The sequence below is a fragment of the Chryseobacterium salviniae genome, assembly GCF_035819015.1.
In the GTDB taxonomy this organism is placed as follows: Bacteria; Bacteroidota; Bacteroidia; order Flavobacteriales; family Weeksellaceae; genus Chryseobacterium; species Chryseobacterium salviniae.
Genome location: NZ_JAYLAA010000042.1, coordinates 11,897 through 28,511, shown reverse-complemented (window position 1 = coordinate 28,511; position 16,615 = coordinate 11,897). Strand labels below are relative to the sequence as shown.

General features: G+C 38.2%; 19 protein-coding genes. 12 read left to right on the top strand and 7 right to left on the bottom strand.

Annotated features, from left to right (window positions below):
* Nucleotides 1–19: 19 nt before the first annotated feature.
* Nucleotides 20–937 carry a YARHG domain-containing protein gene (locus tag SOP96_RS12480; RefSeq protein WP_326321270.1) on the top strand — a complete coding sequence of 306 codons (918 nt, stop codon included), beginning with the start codon at nt 20–22 and terminating at the stop codon, nt 935–937.
* Nucleotides 938–941: 4 nt separating this feature from the next.
* Here the strand turns inward: SOP96_RS12480 and SOP96_RS12475 are convergent, their stop codons facing one another.
* Nucleotides 942–1,313 carry a ribosomal maturation YjgA family protein gene (locus tag SOP96_RS12475; RefSeq protein ID WP_326321269.1) on the bottom strand — a complete coding sequence of 124 codons (372 nt, stop codon included), beginning with the start codon at nt 1,311–1,313 and terminating at the stop codon, nt 942–944.
* Between the two features lie 206 nt (nt 1,314–1,519).
* Here SOP96_RS12475 and SOP96_RS12470 point away from each other — a divergent pair, with 206 nt between their 5' ends.
* Complete coding sequence (locus tag SOP96_RS12470; RefSeq protein WP_326321268.1) at nt 1,520–1,948, top strand: energy transducer TonB; 429 nt, start codon at nt 1,520–1,522, stop codon at nt 1,946–1,948.
* A 31-nt stretch (nt 1,949–1,979) separates the two neighbouring features.
* Here SOP96_RS12470 and mutS read toward each other — a convergent pair whose 3' ends face one another.
* The 3 genes from mutS to SOP96_RS12455 all read right to left on the bottom strand — a co-directional run bounded on the left by mutS (nt 1,980) and on the right by SOP96_RS12455 (nt 5,864).
* A complete protein-coding gene (mutS, locus tag SOP96_RS12465; protein WP_326321267.1) occupies nt 1,980–4,568 on the bottom strand; it encodes a DNA mismatch repair protein MutS in 2,589 nt (862 codons plus the stop codon).
* 164 nt (nt 4,569–4,732) lie between these two features.
* Nucleotides 4,733–5,602 carry a cupin-like domain-containing protein gene (locus tag SOP96_RS12460; protein WP_326321266.1) on the bottom strand — a complete coding sequence of 290 codons (870 nt, stop codon included), beginning with the start codon at nt 5,600–5,602 and terminating at the stop codon, nt 4,733–4,735.
* Between the two features lie 97 nt (nt 5,603–5,699).
* Nucleotides 5,700–5,864: a hypothetical protein gene (locus tag SOP96_RS12455; RefSeq protein ID WP_326321265.1), complete on the bottom strand. Its 165-nt coding sequence runs from the start codon at nt 5,862–5,864 to the stop codon at nt 5,700–5,702.
* Nucleotides 5,865–5,969: 105 nt separating this feature from the next.
* Here SOP96_RS12455 and SOP96_RS12450 point away from each other — a divergent pair, with 105 nt between their 5' ends.
* The 10 genes from SOP96_RS12450 (at nt 5,970) to SOP96_RS12405 (ending at nt 14,365) form a co-directional block, all read left to right on the top strand.
* Nucleotides 5,970–6,851 carry a bestrophin family protein gene (locus tag SOP96_RS12450; protein WP_326321264.1) on the top strand — a complete coding sequence of 294 codons (882 nt, stop codon included), beginning with the start codon at nt 5,970–5,972 and terminating at the stop codon, nt 6,849–6,851.
* 58 nt (nt 6,852–6,909) lie between these two features.
* Entirely contained in the window at nt 6,910–7,440 is a 531-nt protein-coding gene (locus SOP96_RS12445; RefSeq protein ID WP_326321263.1) for an RNA methyltransferase, read from the top strand.
* A gap of 185 nt (nt 7,441–7,625) precedes the next feature.
* A complete protein-coding gene (locus tag SOP96_RS12440; RefSeq protein WP_326321262.1) occupies nt 7,626–8,276 on the top strand; it encodes a CBS domain-containing protein in 651 nt (216 codons plus the stop codon).
* Nucleotides 8,277–8,282: 6 nt separating this feature from the next.
* Nucleotides 8,283–9,149, top strand: a complete 867-nt coding sequence (locus SOP96_RS12435; protein WP_326321261.1) for an NAD kinase — start codon at nt 8,283–8,285, stop codon at nt 9,147–9,149.
* 70 nt (nt 9,150–9,219) lie between these two features.
* Nucleotides 9,220–10,290 (top strand): class II fructose-bisphosphate aldolase, encoded by a 1,071-nt coding sequence (gene fbaA, locus SOP96_RS12430; protein WP_326321260.1) that lies wholly within the window; start codon nt 9,220–9,222, stop codon nt 10,288–10,290.
* 79 nt (nt 10,291–10,369) lie between these two features.
* Nucleotides 10,370–11,224: an acetyl-CoA carboxylase, carboxyltransferase subunit beta gene (gene accD / locus SOP96_RS12425; RefSeq protein ID WP_326321259.1), complete on the top strand. Its 855-nt coding sequence runs from the start codon at nt 10,370–10,372 to the stop codon at nt 11,222–11,224.
* A gap of 52 nt (nt 11,225–11,276) precedes the next feature.
* A complete protein-coding gene (locus SOP96_RS12420; protein WP_326321258.1) occupies nt 11,277–11,789 on the top strand; it encodes a DUF6973 domain-containing protein in 513 nt (170 codons plus the stop codon).
* 176 nt (nt 11,790–11,965) lie between these two features.
* A complete protein-coding gene (locus SOP96_RS12415; protein WP_326321257.1) occupies nt 11,966–13,369 on the top strand; it encodes a nucleoside recognition domain-containing protein in 1,404 nt (467 codons plus the stop codon).
* A gap of 112 nt (nt 13,370–13,481) precedes the next feature.
* Complete coding sequence (locus tag SOP96_RS12410) at nt 13,482–13,922, top strand: hypothetical protein (protein WP_326321256.1); 441 nt, start codon at nt 13,482–13,484, stop codon at nt 13,920–13,922.
* Nucleotides 13,923–13,972: 50 nt separating this feature from the next.
* Nucleotides 13,973–14,365, top strand: coding sequence for a hypothetical protein (locus SOP96_RS12405; RefSeq protein ID WP_326321255.1), 393 nt, complete (start codon nt 13,973–13,975; stop codon nt 14,363–14,365).
* Between the two features lie 13 nt (nt 14,366–14,378).
* Here the strand turns inward: SOP96_RS12405 and SOP96_RS12400 are convergent, their stop codons facing one another.
* The 3 genes from SOP96_RS12400 to SOP96_RS12390 are packed head-to-tail and all read right to left on the bottom strand — an operon-like array spanning nt 14,379 to nt 16,455.
* A complete protein-coding gene (locus tag SOP96_RS12400; RefSeq protein WP_326321254.1) occupies nt 14,379–15,260 on the bottom strand; it encodes a ferric siderophore ABC transporter substrate-binding protein in 882 nt (293 codons plus the stop codon).
* A gap of 34 nt (nt 15,261–15,294) precedes the next feature.
* Nucleotides 15,295–15,693: an ExbD/TolR family protein gene (locus SOP96_RS12395; RefSeq protein ID WP_326321253.1), complete on the bottom strand. Its 399-nt coding sequence runs from the start codon at nt 15,691–15,693 to the stop codon at nt 15,295–15,297.
* A 57-nt stretch (nt 15,694–15,750) separates the two neighbouring features.
* Nucleotides 15,751–16,455 (bottom strand): MotA/TolQ/ExbB proton channel family protein, encoded by a 705-nt coding sequence (locus SOP96_RS12390; protein WP_326321252.1) that lies wholly within the window; start codon nt 16,453–16,455, stop codon nt 15,751–15,753.
* Between the last annotated feature and the right edge of the window lie 160 nt (nt 16,456–16,615).

The following is a 16,615-nucleotide window of genomic DNA, read 5'->3' as shown; positions in this document are numbered from 1 at the left end:
AAATAAACAACAACTGAATATGAAAAATTTAAAATTATTTTTGACGGCTTCGCTTATAATCAGTTTAACAGGCTGTAAAAAAGAAGCAGAAACCACAAACAACACCAAAGACAGCTTAACCGCAAAGAAAGACTCTGCCGTTACAAGTGAAATTCATAAAGAATATTATGGAATTTACATGGGAGACTTTGCCGGAAAAGAAATGATTACTCCTGAAATTGGGGAAGAATACGAAGGCGAAGTTTACAAAAGAATTGCCCTGAAAATCAACAGAATCACGAAAGACAGTGTGTACGGACAAAGTATTGTAGAAGGAAACCAGCGCCCTTTCCGCGGAGTTTTTAATGACGCGGCAAAATCTTTCATCCTTAATGAACCGGGAAATGATAAAACCGATGGAAGGTTTGAGGTAAAACTCAATAATGACAGTCTTACCGGAACGTGGAATGCATTTAATAAAACCGCAGTAAAAGCACCCTTGAAAACAGTAAAGCTTGTAAAAAAAGAGTTTGTATACAATCCTAATTTTATGCTAAGCCCAGACAACGACCTCATCGACTGGGAAAACCCGAAAAGTTTTGTTGAAAAATATACTGATGAAGAAACAGGAAAAACGGAAACCTACACCGCGTCCAAAAACAGAATCGCTTCTGATGCCGTTTTCAAACTCAACGCCTCCAAACAGAAGTTAACCGAAAAAGACCTCAAAAATCTCCGTAAGCTGGATATGGAAATTATTAAAAACTCAGTGTTTGCACGCCACGGCTATTCATTTAAAAAAGCAACCTACCGTAATTTCTTTGAACAGACCGACTGGTACATTCCGGTTTCTGATAACGTAGATAATGATCTGTCTACTCTGGAAAAGGAAAATGTAGCCTTGCTGAACCGTTTCATTAAGTATGCGGAGGATAAATATGACAGTTTCGGAAGATAATTGTTTATTTTTTAGGAACAAGAAACAACAGCAGGCATCCCGCCGCATAGCATATGATATCAATCCACGAAAAAGAATTTCCGATAATAATATACATAATGCTGCCCGGTTGTAATTCAAGCTTTTCGGCAATGTGAAAATATTGTGTCCATTCTACCAGACAGGAAAACAGGAATATTCCCAAAATCAGATTGTAATTGTTTTTAATGATAATAAATGATTTTACGAGCGTAAAAAGCAGCATAACAACAAATACATCACCCAGGTAAGCCCTTACGAAGAATATTTTGCTGAATATGGTGGCGATCAACACCTCGATGATAAAAATGACTAAGCTGATCAGGAAATAAGTAAGGCTAAATTTTAATTTGATCATCCGGATGATTATTTGCTGCAATGATATTGAATTTTTAAGGATGTTAGGTTTATTTAACTGCAATTTCTACTTTTTTTAATTCTGATGATTTTGGTTCGGCGCCTTCGGCGCCGAACCAAAATCATCAGGTCAAATTAATATTTCCTTATTCACAAAAAGGCTTTTCGGTGTTATTTTTGCTGTTCCAACTCATCAAATTACAGAATATGAAGAAGATTTTGTTTGTTTTAACGGTATTGTTCAGTACTTTTCTATTCTCACAGAAGGAATACGGTTCGGTTTCCCAGCTTCCGGATTATGAAATTTTAAAAAAGAAAATGAAGCTTGATGATGTCGTTACTAAAGCAGATACCGCTCCTGAATTCCCTGGTGGAATGGAAAACTTCAAAAGGCAGTTTGCAGAAAAAATGGATATTATTGACGTAAAGTCAAAAAGTATTGACACAAAGGTTTATTTCATTGTTGAAAAAAACGGATATGTAAAATTTGTAACTGCAACAGGAAGCGATAAGAAACATTCGGACGCTGCAGAAACAGCCGTGAGAAGACTATTTATAAAATGGAAACCTGCAACAGTGAACGGCGAACCCGTACGGTATCTTTATACTTTTCCGTTGACATTGAAAAAGCATTAAAACATATCAAAGGTATTTAACAATATCTTGCTTATCCTCCAATCATTTTTTTGATGGCATTCAGCTTCATTAAAGCTTCTATTGGTGTTAAAGTATTGATATCAATTTTCGTAAGTTCTTCCCGGATGTTTTCCAGAACAGGATCGTCCAATTGAAAAAAAGAAAGCTGCATATTTTCTTCCGTTACCCTTTTGATACTTTCCGAAGCGCTGCCCTGAGCTCGGCTTGCTTCCAGTGTTTTCAGGATTTCATTGGCTCTGTTAACCACTTTCGCAGGCATTCCTGCCAGTTTGGCAACGTGAATCCCGAAACTGTGCTCACTTCCGCCTGGAATAAGCTTTCGTAAAAAAATAATATTGCCTTTGTTCTCCTGAATAGAAACGTGGAAATTTTTCACACGCTCAAAATTCACGGTCATTTCATTCAGCTCGTGATAATGCGTTGCAAATAACGTTTTTGCCTGCGTAGGATGCTGATGAAGGTACTCTGCGATGGCCCATGCGATGGAAACCCCGTCGTAGGTGGAAGTTCCCCGCCCGATTTCATCTAAAAGAATAAGGCTTCGTTCTGAAATATTATTGAGAATATTAGCCGCTTCGTTCATCTCTACCATAAAGGTTGATTCCCCTGCCGAAATATTATCCGTTGCCCCGACTCTGGTAAAGATTTTATCCAGAATTCCGATCTCCGCATGTTTAGCCGGAACAAAACTTCCGATCTGCGCCATCAGGCAGACAATTGCGGTCTGACGGAGAATGGCCGATTTACCGGCCATATTCGGCCCTGTAACCATAATGATCTGTTGAGAATCTTTATCTAAATAAATATCATTCGGAATATATTTTTCTCCTAAAGGCAATGCATTTTCAATAATTGGGTGCCGTGCTTCTTTTAAATCAATAGCGAAACTTTCGTTTAAAACAGGCTTGGTATAGCTTTCAGAAACAGCAAGCTCGGATAATCCAACCGCCACATCAAGCTGCGCAATAATATGTGAATTTTCCTGAATCTGGTCCATGTAAATGATGGTATCTCCGCAGACTTTCCGGTACAGTTCATTTTCCAGAACCCCTATTTTCTCTTCCGCACCCAGAATCTGGCTTTCGTATTCTTTGAGCTCTTCGGTAATATATCTTTCTGCATTCACCAGCGTCTGCTTTCTGAGCCAGTCGGCCGGAACTTTGTCTTTATGCGTATTTCTTACTTCAATATAATAACCGAAAACATTATTAAAATCAATCTTAAGGCTGGAAATTCCGGTTCTTTCAATTTCACGCTGGCACATTTCATCAAGGAAGCCACGGCCTTTCGACTGTAATCCTCTTAGCCTGTCCAGCTCTTCAGAGATTCCGTCTTTAATCACATTTCCTTTGGCAAGATTCACCGGTAATTCGTCATTCAGGTGATTCTGAAGGCATTTGATTAATTCTTCCTGATCATACAGCGGATCAAGCCACGCCAGTACATCGGCATGATGACGAAGCAATCCTTTGATTTTATGAATGTTAATAAGACTCTGACGAAGGTACCCCAATTCTTTCGGAGAAATTTTTTCTGCTGCCAGTTTTCCCATCAGTCGATCCAGATCCGAAATTGATTTCAGCAATTGGGAAATCTCATATTTCAGATGATCATTTTCATTTAAAAAGTCAATCAAGGAAAGTCTTCTGTTGATTTCATTCACAGACTTAAGCGGTAAAATAATTCTTCTTCTCAACAGCCTGCCTCCCATTGGTGTAGAGGTTTTGTCGATAATATCAAGTAAAGATTTCCCCTGAGCATTGCTCGGATAAACAATTTCAAGATTTCTCAGCGTAAAATTATCCATCATCAGAAAATCTTCCTGCGGAATAATCTGAATTTTGGTAATGTGGGACAGCAAATTGTGATGCGTATCTTCAACCAGGTAGGCAAAAATGGCTCCTGCTGCAGTAATGGCCAGCTGCTGATTTTCAATCCCAAAACCTTTTAATGAATTGGTTTTAAAATGATTGGTAAGTTTTTCATAAGCAAAATTATACTGATAGGCCCAGTCTTCCAGCTTAAAAGCACTCCTGCTTTTAAGCTGTTCCGGAATCTGAACACTTCTCTGATAGATGATTTCGCTCGGATCAAACGTATGAACAATATGAAGCAGCTTTTCCAGATTTCCTTCACTCACAAGAAATTCACCGGTAGAAATATCCACCAACGCAATCCCGAATTTTTCCTTTTCTTTATGAAGGGAAAGCAAAAAGTTATTCTTCTTCGAATTAAGTACCTGATCATTGAAGGTAACACCCGGAGTAACCAATTCCGTGACCCCTCTTTTTACAATTCCTTTCACCATTTTCGGGTCTTCCAGCTGGTCACAAATGGCGACTCTCATTCCGGCTCTCACGAGTTTCGGCAGGTAAGAATCTACAGAATGATGCGGAAATCCTGCCAGTTCGATATGTCCTTCCCCATTGGCTCTTTTGGTGAGAACAATTCCTAAAATTTGAGATGTTCTAATGGCATCCTGGCCAAACGTTTCATAAAAATCTCCCACCCTGAATAGTAAAAGCGCATCAGGATATTTCGCCTTGATGGTATTATACTGCGTCATTAGCGGGGTTTCTTTCTTCGTTGCCTTTGCCATTAAAATTCTGTCTTAAAATTGGTCGGTAAAAATAGGAAATAAAATATTAGCAGTAAAGTGCTTTATAATTTCTCACAGATCACACAGATCACCCAAATAATTGATTTTTTTTGCCTTAAAAAATATAAAGTCCTCTGAAAATCCGTGAATTCCGCGGGAGAAAATTAATTGTTATACTTAGCCAAAGCCTCTGAGCTCTTCTCATATGCCCATTTCTGCTTGTAATTCACCCATTTCGCTTTAAAAAGTTTTCGCATAAGCTTATCGGTATATCGCATAATAAATACATGATACAGCATATTGGCAAAAACAGCAGGCTTGTTGGGCAATGCACGAAGCGACATGGAAAATCCGGGTTCCAGATACCTATTGAAATGCCAGAAACCTCCTGGAATAAAAAGCGCATCCCCATGTTCCATAAAAATTTCGTAACCCCGCGCCTGTTTCAATGCCGGAAACTTCTCATAATCTGGATTTTCGTAATCTACCTCGTAGATCGTGTGAACCGATAACGGCACTTTATATAAATAAGCAGACTGCTTCTGATCAAACAGCAGAATTCTCTTTTTTCCTTCAAAATGAATATGCAGAAAATCACCTAAATCCACATCATAGTGCATCAGCACATGCGCTTTACTGCCTCCGAAAAACAGTGTAGGAAGTCTTTTAAAAAACTTCATTCCCAAATCAGGATAGCTGAAATTTTTAAGAAGTTCCGGAAGGCGGTCGGTAATAATGTAAAAGAAAATACGCAGATCGGAAGGTTTATTTCTGATGGTATCAATATAATCCTTCATTTTCATTTGGGTAACGGGAGCATCGGAACTTTTGGATGCATCGGCAGGCTTGTTATCGTATAGCGGAACCTCCTGCTCGCCAGCTTTTTCGCGGATAAAATCGAAATTCCATTGATCAAAAGCGTCCCATCGGCTTGCAAAATTTTTGATGAGCAAAGGTTTATGCTTTTTAAAATAGTTGTTCTGAAAATCTTCTTTGCTGATATCATTGACAATGTCTACGTTCCCAAGGATCATTTGGTGTGGTGTTTTTAATTACGAAATAAAAGTACTGTTTTTTTTACATTTCGGAAAAATTTTCCCACACCCTATAACTCATCATTTATTATTAGTGTTACTTCAGTAAAAAAATTAGCAGGGAAATAATTCCTCCCAGAAATAGCACGGCACAGCCCTGCGGCATTTTAGCTTTTCTTCTTTTCGCTCCGAAAGTACTTACATAATGTCCGCTCACCCATTTTCCGTCTTTTCTGAAGTGCCCTTTTCTGTAATATCCCATAGTATTCCTTTTTGCAAAGAAAAAATAAATCCTCTTGTAAAATTTATGGTTTCCGTAAAACAAAAGTAAAATCGAAATTTTATATTTGTACCACCAACCAATTTTATGAGAGTTTACAATACCAAACATTTCCTGAAAATCCTTTTCAGCCTGCATAAAAGCGATACCCTGAAAATTCTTTTCCCGACGATGATCCTGGTAGGATTGTATTCCTGGGGAATTGAATATCTTGAGGTAGAATATTTTCATCTTTCTTCTAAATCACCCATCAGCAATGTAAGCATGATTCACTCTCTTTTGGGATTCGTGCTTTCTCTGCTCTTAGTTTTCAGAACGAATACGGCTTACGACAGATGGTGGGAAGGAAGGAAGCTCTGGGGAAAACTCGTGAACGATTCCAGAAACTTTGCGATTAAGATCAATACGATTCTTGCCGACGACCAGAAAAATGCCGATCAGATTGCCCGCTACCTGAAATTTTTCCCGCACTTTTTGGCTAAGCATCTTTCAAAAGAATCTACAAGACTTGCGCTGGACGAAGATTATTCCGAGATTGAAGAATATATCAAACATCACGGTCCCAGTGAAATTGTGATCCTGCTGACGCACAAGCTTCATCAGCTTAAAAAAGAGGGCAAAATTTCTGATGTGGAAATGCTCTATCTGGATACCCAGCTTTCCGGGTTCCTGGATGTATGCGGCGGCTGTGAACGTATTAAAAACACACCGATTCCATATTCTTACTCTTCTTTCGTCAAAAAGTTTATCATCCTGTATGTTTTGGCTTTGCCGGTAGCCTATGTTATTTCTATCGGCCTTTTCATGATTCCGCTTACGGTTTTTGTATATTATGTCTTAATGAGCCTTGAGATGATTGCCGAAGAAATTGAAGATCCGTTCAACAACGATGAAAATGATATTCCGATGGAAACAATCGCACAGAATATTGAAAGGAGTGTTCATCAGATCATGTGCTCAGGAAAATAACAAATCTGAAATGATCAGGAAATCGTACATATTTATAAACCATTAATAAAAAATAGAATTGGTACAGAAATTAAAACTGGAAGAGCTCAACAGAATTGATGTGGAAACTTTTAAAACGGTAGAAAAAATTCCGTTAATTGTTGTTCTGGACAATATCAGGAGCATGCATAATGTAGGCGCAACTTTCAGGACAGCAGATGCCTTTCTGGTCCAAAAGATTATTCTTTGCGGAATTACGCCTCAGCCGCCGCACCGTGAAATTCACAAAGCTGCACTGGGAGCAACAGAAAGTGTCGACTGGAAATATGAAAATAATATAATCGCCGTTATTAATGAGTTAAAATCCGAAGGATTTGAAGTGATCGGCATTGAACAGACAACAGGCAGCACAATGATTACGGATTTTATTATTGATCAATCTAAGAAATATGCCATAATTTTAGGAAATGAGGTAGAAGGAATCAGCGATGAAGCATTGCCTGATATTGATTCTTTTATTGAAATTCCGCAGCTGGGAACCAAGCATTCCTTAAACGTAAGTGTTTGCGGAGGAATTGTAATGTGGGAATTTGCTAAAGCCCTGAAATAAAAAAACTGCATATGCCTAAAAGACAGTGCAGTTTGAAATAAATCTAATAAAAAGTAAAAATGAAAGGCGACAAAGATACCTAATTTTTTGTCACTAACAAATTTTAAAATCATTTTTTAATTTTTTAAAGAAAAAAAGTTTGACATTCGGAAAAAGTTTCGTTTAATTTTTTATAAATTAGCACAATGTTTATCAAGGAATATATCTCGAAAGACTTTCCATGCTTTAGCCTGACTGACTCGATAGAATCAGCAAGAGATACGCTGGAAGCGTTTGGATATTCTCATATTTTTATTAAAAAATCACATCATTTCTACGGTGCCCTTGCAGAAGATTTCCTCTACGAAGAAGAAGGCACCCTGAAAGACCTCGAACACCAGATTGAGCGCTTCGCCATTCTTGAAGATAATAATATTATGGACAGCATCAGGTTGTTTTATACCTTCAATGCGAATGTAATTCCGGTTATCAACAAGAATGAAAAATACCTGGGTTATGTAACCTGTGAAGACATCTTCCAGGATTTGTCGAAATATCCGTTGTTTTCGGAATCCGGAGCTATCCTCACCGTTGAGACTTCCGCCAGAAAGTATTCCATGACGGAAATCGCCAATATTGTAGAAAGCAACAACTCCAGATTTTACGGAGCCTTTATCAGCCATATGTCTGATGATCTTATTCAGGTAACAATAAAAATAAGCAATGAAAACCTGAGCTCCATTGATGAAACATTCGACCGGTACGATTACCGGATTGTGCAAAAGTATTATTCTGATGAAAAATCAGATCTGCTTCAGGACAGATTCGGGTTTTTCCAAAAGTTTATAGAAATATAAAAACCAATGAAGGCAGCCATATATTCCCAGAAAAAAGATTTAGATACCTTTTTATATTTAAGCAAATTTATTTCAGAGCTTGAAAGCAGGGGTGTAAAATCTGTTTTATTTGACGAAATGGCTGAAGCGCTTCAGTTTTCAAAAATTTTCGAAACCTTCAATTGCAGAAAGGATCTTCTGGATAAGGAAATCGACCTGTTTTTCACCTTTGGAGGCGATGGAACTATCGTTAATTCTTTAACCTTTATTAAAGATCTGGAAATTCCCATTGTGGGAGTAAACACCGGAAGACTGGGATTTTTGGCGAGCTTTACCAAAGAAGAAGCGTTTAATGAACTGGATTCTATTTTAAAAGGCGATGTTAAAACCAGCCGCCGTTCGGTCATTGAAGTAATTTCCCCTGAAATTGAAGACTTTTTTCCTTATGCATTGAATGATGTTACCGTTTCCAGAAAAGAAACCACCTCTATGATTACGGTAGATTCTTATATTAATAATGAGTTCCTGAATGTTTTCTGGGGAGACGGAGTTATTGTCTCCACTCCTACCGGTTCTACGGCCTATTCGTTAAGCTGTGGCGGCCCGATCATTTCCCCGAATAACGAAAATTTTGTCATTACACCAATTGCACCTCATAATCTCAATGTACGGCCGTTGGTGGTAAATGATAAAGTGGAAATAAAATTCAAGGTGGAAAGCCGTGTACCACAGTATTCACTTTCCTTAGACTCCCGGTTGATACATATTGAAACAGATACAGAGATCATTATCAAAAAAGCCGATTTCCAGATTCTCCTCGTACAGCCGGACAACCTGAGCTTCTTCGAAACCATCCGTCAGAAGCTGCTCTGGGGCAAAGACAAAAGAAATTAAGAATTAAGCAAAAATGATTACCTTTACAGGAATTTTACAAACCCTAATAATTTATATTAAAAAGTAAAACATGAGCAGAATTTTCCCGGCAGGAGTTGCCACAGGTCAATTAGTTACTGATATTTTTCAGCATGCTAAAGAAAACAAATTTGCATTACCAGCAGTAAACGTAATTGGTTCAAGCAACGTAAATGCGGTTATGGAAACTGCAGCAAAACTAAACTCACCTGTTATTATTCAGTTCTCAAACGGAGGGGCTGCTTACAATGCAGGAAAAGGATTAAGCAATGACGGGCAGAAAGCAGCTATTTTAGGAGCGATCGCCGGAGCAAAACATATTCACACTCTTGCAGAAGCTTACGGAGCAACGGTAATCCTTCATACCGACCACTGCGCAAAAAAATTATTGCCTTGGATCGACGGATTAATGGATGCTAACGAAGAATTCTACAAGCAGACAGGAAAATCTCTTTATTCTTCTCACATGCTGGATCTTTCTGAAGAGTCTTTGGAAGAAAACCTCGAAACTTCCGCTCAATATTTCGAGAGGATGGCAAAATTGCAGATGACTCTTGAAGTGGAAATCGGTGTTACCGGAGGGGAAGAGGATGGTGTTGACAATTCCGACGTTGATAATTCAAAATTATATACTCAGCCTGAGGATGTAGCTTATACTTACGAAAAATTAAAAGCTATTTCAGAAAACTTTACCATTGCTGCGGCTTTCGGAAACGTGCACGGGGTTTACAAGCCAGGAAATGTAGTTCTTACGCCGAAAATCCTGGATAATTCCCAAAAATATGTTCAGGAAAAATTCGGAACTGCAGAAAAGCCTATTAACTTTGTATTCCACGGAGGATCAGGATCTACTTTGGAAGAAATCAGAGAAGCCATTGATTATGGAGTAATTAAAATGAATATCGATACAGATCTTCAGTTTGCTTACACAGAAGGCATCAGAGATTACATGGTGAACAATATCGATTACCTCAAAGCTCAGATCGGAAATCCTGAAGGAGAAGAAAAACCGAACAAAAAATTCTATGATCCAAGAGTCTGGGTAAGAAAAGGAGAAGAAACCTTCTCTAAGAGACTGGTTCAGGCATTTGAAGATTTAAATAACGTAAATACGCTTAAATAAATTATTATAATTAATAAAAGATGAATGATATCCGTTGTTCATCTTTTATCATTTATCACACATCAATTATATTTAGAATATGGCATTCGAGTGGTTTAAGAGAAAAGCACAAAATATTACGACCTCAACTGATCAGAAAAAAGACGTTCCTAAAGGTCTTTGGCATCAGACACCGTCAGGAAAAATCGTGGAACATGATGAGCTGAGAAGAAACAATTACGTTTCTCCTGAAGATGGATTTCATGTAAGAATTGGAAGTGCGGAATTTTTTGAGATCCTTTTTGACGAAGGCAAATTCACGGAACTGGACGCTAATGTTGAAAGCATTGATATGCTGAACTTTAAAGATACAAAACCATACGCAGACCGTCTGAAAGAAGTTAAAGCTAAGACCAAGCTTACCGACTCCATCAGAAATGCGGTAGGAACCGTAAAAGGGACTGAAATGGTAGTATCGTGTATGGATTTCGCTTTCATCGGAGGTTCTTTGGGTTCCGTAATGGGCGAAAAAATCAGAAGGGCGGTAGACTATTGTATCCAGAAAAAACTACCGTATATGATTATCTGCCAGTCCGGCGGAGCAAGAATGCAGGAAGCAACGTACTCTTTGATGCAGCTGGCTAAAGTTCAGGCGAAGCTGGCCCAGCTTTCGGAAGCAGGACTTTTATACATCGCTTATCTTTGTGATCCTACTTTCGGAGGAATTACCGCTTCTTTTGCTATGACAGCTGATATCATTATGGCGGAACCGGGTGCGCTGATTGGCTTTGCAGGGCCAAGGGTAATCCGTGAAACCATCGGAAGAGATCTTCCGGAAGGATTCCAGACTTCGGAATTCCTTCAGGAAAAGGGATTCGTAGATTTTATCGTGAAAAGAACGGAAATTAAGGATACTGTTTCTAAAACTGTAAATCTGCTAACTTTAAAGGCATAATCTTTAACAAAATACAACAATCTCTCTCTGAAAAGGGAGAGATTTTTCATTGATGAGAACATTCAGCATATTTTTCAATACGATCCGGAGCATGAGCCTTAAAAAAATCATGCGTCTTTTGCGGCTTGTTCTTCCTCATCCTCTTTTTTCTTTATTAAGCTTTCATGCAACGCTTCAGGCTTATTCCATTGCACAGAAAAAATTTCCGAAAACAGCTTCTACCAACGGTATTGGAAATGCTTTCAGACATGCTTTATGGTGCTGCTTTATCATGATGTACTGCTGTAAAGTTTCATCTCCTGAAAAAGCACTCGCCTTCTGCAAAAGAATGACCGATCTTCATGAAGAACTGTTTCCCAATAAGCCGCTGGAAACCAAGATGGATCTCCATAACAATACATTCGGGATGAATTATTTCATGGAGCTGCTTCCCGGGATTCATCGTCAGTTTTTTGAAAAAAGCTTTTTTATTGACGGGCTGGAGAAGAAAATGAAAGAAGCTAAAGTCCTGAAAAACCAGGATGATGATTTTGAGGGATTTCTGGTGTATCTGGATGAAAAATAAATTAAACCATTAAGGAGAATTAAGGTTTTAAGCTTAATTAAGATAATCATTCTGATTTTTAGGCTTTCCTTAATATTCTTAATTTCTTATTGAATCTTAATGGTTCAAAGAAATAAAAGTTTTTTCAAGTTTTACTCATAATTTATTATCTTTTCTAAAATTTTTAATTCAATCGGATGGTTCTCAGCAGAATTTGGTCGGCTTTCATTATTGTGGCCATTGCCATTGCAAGTATAAAATACATTTCGTCAAGCCATTACAAAACCATATTTAATGATATGGTAGTGGGTAAAGGCGGTGATACGGTACAGGTTGCCACACAAAAAATAAATACCGTTTCACCAATTGTGCGCGACAGTTTGATGAAAAAACCCGACTTTGCGGATAACAGAATTCATTATAAGACCGATTCTCTGAAGCAGGAGGTAAAAGTTTACCGCATTCAGGAAGCGGACGGTGTGATCGGAACTTCCGAAACAGCGGTAAAAATCTGCCTCGGACTGATTGGCATTATGACCTTATTCATGGGCTTTATGAGTATTGCTGAAAAGGCCGGCGGAATCAATCTTCTGAGCCGTATAATCCAGCCTTTCTTTTCTAAATTATTTCCGGATATTCCTAAAAATCATCCCGCTTTCGGACATATGCTGATGAATTTCAGCGCGAATCTTCTGGGGCTTGACAATGCTGCAACGCCTTTCGGGTTAAAAGCAATGGAAAGTTTACAGACGTTAAATCCTCATAAAGATACGGCGAGCAACTCCCAGATTATGTTTTTATGCCTCCACGCAGGAGGGATGACCCTGATTCCGGTTTCCATCATTGCCATAAGAGCTTCTATGGGTTCAAAAACACCGACGGATATTTTCCTGCCTTGCATGATTGCAACGTTTGCCGCAACGCTGGCTGCGATGATCATTGTTTCCCTATATCAAAGGATTAACCTGCTAAGACCGGTTGTGATTGCTTATGTCGGAGGAATTTCGGCGATTATTGCGTTACTGGTTTTGTATCTTGTACAGTTGAGTAAGGATCAGCTTGATGATTTCAGTAAAGTACTGAGCAACGGTTTAATTCTTTTCATCTTCCTGGCGATTGTTCTGGGTGCAGTATACAAAAAGATCAACGTTTTTGATGCTTTTATTGAAGGCGCAAAAGAAGGTTTTACTACCTGCGTGAAAATCATCCCTTATCTGGTAGGAATGCTGATTGCGATTTCTTTATTAAGAACTTCCGGAGTTTTTGACGTGATTATTGACGGAATGAAGTGGGTAGCCTACCATACAAATCTCGATGCAAGATTTGTAGACGGACTTCCGACTGCTTTGATAAAGCCGCTTTCAGGTTCCGGTGCGAGAGGCATGATGGTGGATACAATGACCACTTTCGGAGCCGACAGCTTTCAGGGTAAACTGGCAGCCGTGCTTCAGGGAAGCTCAGATACGACGTTTTACGTAATTGCTGTTTACTTTGGGGCAGTCGCTGTGAAAAATACACGTTACACGGTAATTGCCATGCTTCTGGCCGATCTGGTGGGAATTATTACTTCTATCGCGCTGGCTTATTTATTTTTTGCATAAATGGTCAAGCTTTTAACTGTAACTATTTTTTGTCTTCTTCTTCTTGTTGGTTGTAAAAACAGCAAGGAAATAAACTTAAAAGAAATGCAATTAGTACAAAAAAGCAACTTAAATGACTATATTGATTTTGAATATGACAAAGTTATTGCTTGCTAGTTTACAGCCAATGGACTATTTTGGTGATGACTTTGATAAAAAAATTGATTTAGCAAAGTTTACAGATACCATTAGCAAAACATTAAACTCAAGCCAAATACAAGATCTTAATACTATTTTAAGTGGTAGAAAAAATAATGATGCAGACCAGATTGTTGTTGCAGACTGTTTCTATCCAAGACATAATATCCTTTTTTTAAATAAAGGAAAAATAATAACACATATTTCCGTCTGCTTTGAATGTAATATTATAAAAAGCAATAAAAAGCCTTTAGCCAACATGAAAAATTTAGAGGATTTTTTTAATTCTTTAGGATTAAAAGTGTTAAATAATCCTTATGAACATCTACAGTATTATAAATCCCTCAAGATTAATAACGAAAATAAACTACATTAGTTGGAATTATTTACAACTTTAAACATAAAATTCTAAATTTCAACCCCATTATGATCACAGATAAAGAATTCACACTACGATTAATCCGTCAGTTAACTCAAGCATTAGAAAAACTGATCTTGGATAAGCCTGAAGAAAGTTTAATGCAGAAAGAACTGGATTTCGATTCTTTAATGAAAGATATTTTTAAGCTGAGCTTCAAGGAGATTTCTTCCAGAACAAAAGAAGAATTGATTGAAATGGTAAACGAAAGACAGGAAAGAGATCACAAAGATTATTATGAAATGCTGGGCAATCTTTTTTATTTTAAAGGCAAAACGGAAGGTAATAAAGATTTTCTGGATAAGGCAAAAACATTTTACGAACTGTATCTTCAGTCCAGCGGAATTTTTGCACTTCCGGTAATCAACAGAATTACAGAAATAAAAAAAGCACTTGAATAAAGTGCTTTTGTATTTAGAAAGTAATTTTATAGGTTCCGGTGGAAGAGACACTCGCTTTTTCCGCTTTTACGTATTTCTTTACCCATGATATGGCATTTGAGGTGATGCAAGGATCTGAAGTTCCGCCTGATCTTCGTGCAGACACTACGTTTCCGGCTTTATCAACGGTATAAGATATGGTGATGGTTCCGCTTGCTGTACAATTATTGGCAGGTTGCGCTCCTCCTCTTCCCATGGTTCCCGGTATGAAACCTACCAGTTTTCTGTCGATTCCTACTCTGCTGTCGCCATTTCCGTCTCCGCCTAAAGGATCTCCTGCATTTCCGATACCATTTCCATCTCCCTGGCTTCCTGCTTTAGTTCCTCTTCCTCTGATCAGGTTTCCGATGGCTGCCGTTCCTTTTCCATCGCCATTTCCTGTTTTTGAATTGGAAGTTACCGCTCCGGATTTTTTGGTATTTTTAGCAGCGTTCGTACTTGCTGCCGATTTTTTAGTTTCCGCTTTGGATTCTTCTTTCTTCGGAACGCTTATTTTTGAATTATTCCCGGTAATGATTTTTTCTTTTGCCTCCGACTTTTGAGTTTCCGGCTGAGGCTCAGGCTTTAATACTGTTTTGGTTTCCGGAACAGCGGCTTCTGCCGGATCTGTAATATTTTCTGTGGCTGCGGCAAGGCTTCCCGGCTGGTCAGCAGGTTCTTCTACACCATTTCCGTTTCTATTATCCCCGAAGTTTACGAGCATGGTCGTTACAATTTCTGGTTCCTGATCAAGATCCGGTTTTAATTTATATAAAAAAACAAACAGGAGGATGGCAGACCAGATCAGGATAGAAAGCAATGCGCTTTTTACCCGGTCTCTATTCTGTTCGTTTCTGTCTATAATATGGCTTCTCATTTTAAAAAGATCCTTTCCGAAAGTTTCGGAATTGTTATTTATCTTTAACGGTCGCAATGGCAATATTGAATTTATATTTTTCGGCAATTTCCATGGCAAAAACCACGTCTTTATGCATCGTATTTTCATCTGCACGAATGGTAAACGATTTATTCGTCTGGTTCGCCAGTTTATTCACGATGGTCTGCTCGAGCTGGGCTTTTTCTACAGGACTGTCGTCTACAAAATAAGATCCGTCCGGCTTAATGCTTACCGTTACAGGATTCGGAATATTATCTTCAACTGCTCCCGTCTTCGGTAATTTCACATCAATGGCACTTTGGTTCGCTGCTGAAGATGTTACCATAAAGAAGATCAGCATCAACAGGATAACATCGGTCATCGCTGCAAGACTGAATTCGGGATTTGCTTTATTTCTTCTCTGAATTTTCATCTGTTTTACTTTTACTAATTTAATGATCAGACGAAACCTTACGGTTTCATATGAAGATTATAAAGGTTTGTTGATAAGATCTAAAAATTCTCCGGACATATTCTGTGCTTTCAATACAAATTTATCAATTCTTGTTAATAATAAATTGTAGAAAAAGTTGGCAGGAATTGCAACTGCAAGACCAACCGCAGTTTGTCCTAACGCTGTATAAATACCTTCTGATAACGTTTTAGGCGAAAAAGATCCGCTTGCATGGGAAAGGTTGAAGAAAGCAATAATCATCCCGATTACCGTTCCCAAAAGTCCCAGCATCGGAGCAATACTCGGAACTACCGCCAGAAGGTTCAGGTTTTTTTCCATATTGGCGACCTCTACCTGTGCCTGAGATTCCATTGCGCTTACAATATCGGAAACCGGTCTTCCCAGTCTTGAAATTCCTTTTTCCAGGATACGTCCTTCAGGAGAGTTCTGTCTTTTACAATAATCCAGTGCCGATTCTATTTTTCCATCTTTGATAAAATCTTCAATATTATCCATAAAGTTGGCATCTGTTTTAGAGGTAAGCCTTTTAATAAAGAAAAAACGTTCAAAGAAAAGGTACACTGAGAATATACCCAACAGAAGTACGGTCACCATTACTATTTTGGCGAAAGCTCCCCCATGAAACATGATTTTCCAAAATGAAAATTCTAAATCTTCTGCCGCAACTGCTGGCGCAGCAACCTGTGCAAATAAAATCTGAGTAAGTTCCGTAATCAGCATTAATCTGTATTTTTATAAGAGTTGTAACGACAAATGTAGTGGAATATTATGAAATGATATCTTAAAAAATGCTTAAAACACATTTAAAAATTGTTATTCTCAACAACAGCAAATTTCTTTCCAAAAAAAATCTGAAAAGAAATCTGATATAAATTTCGGA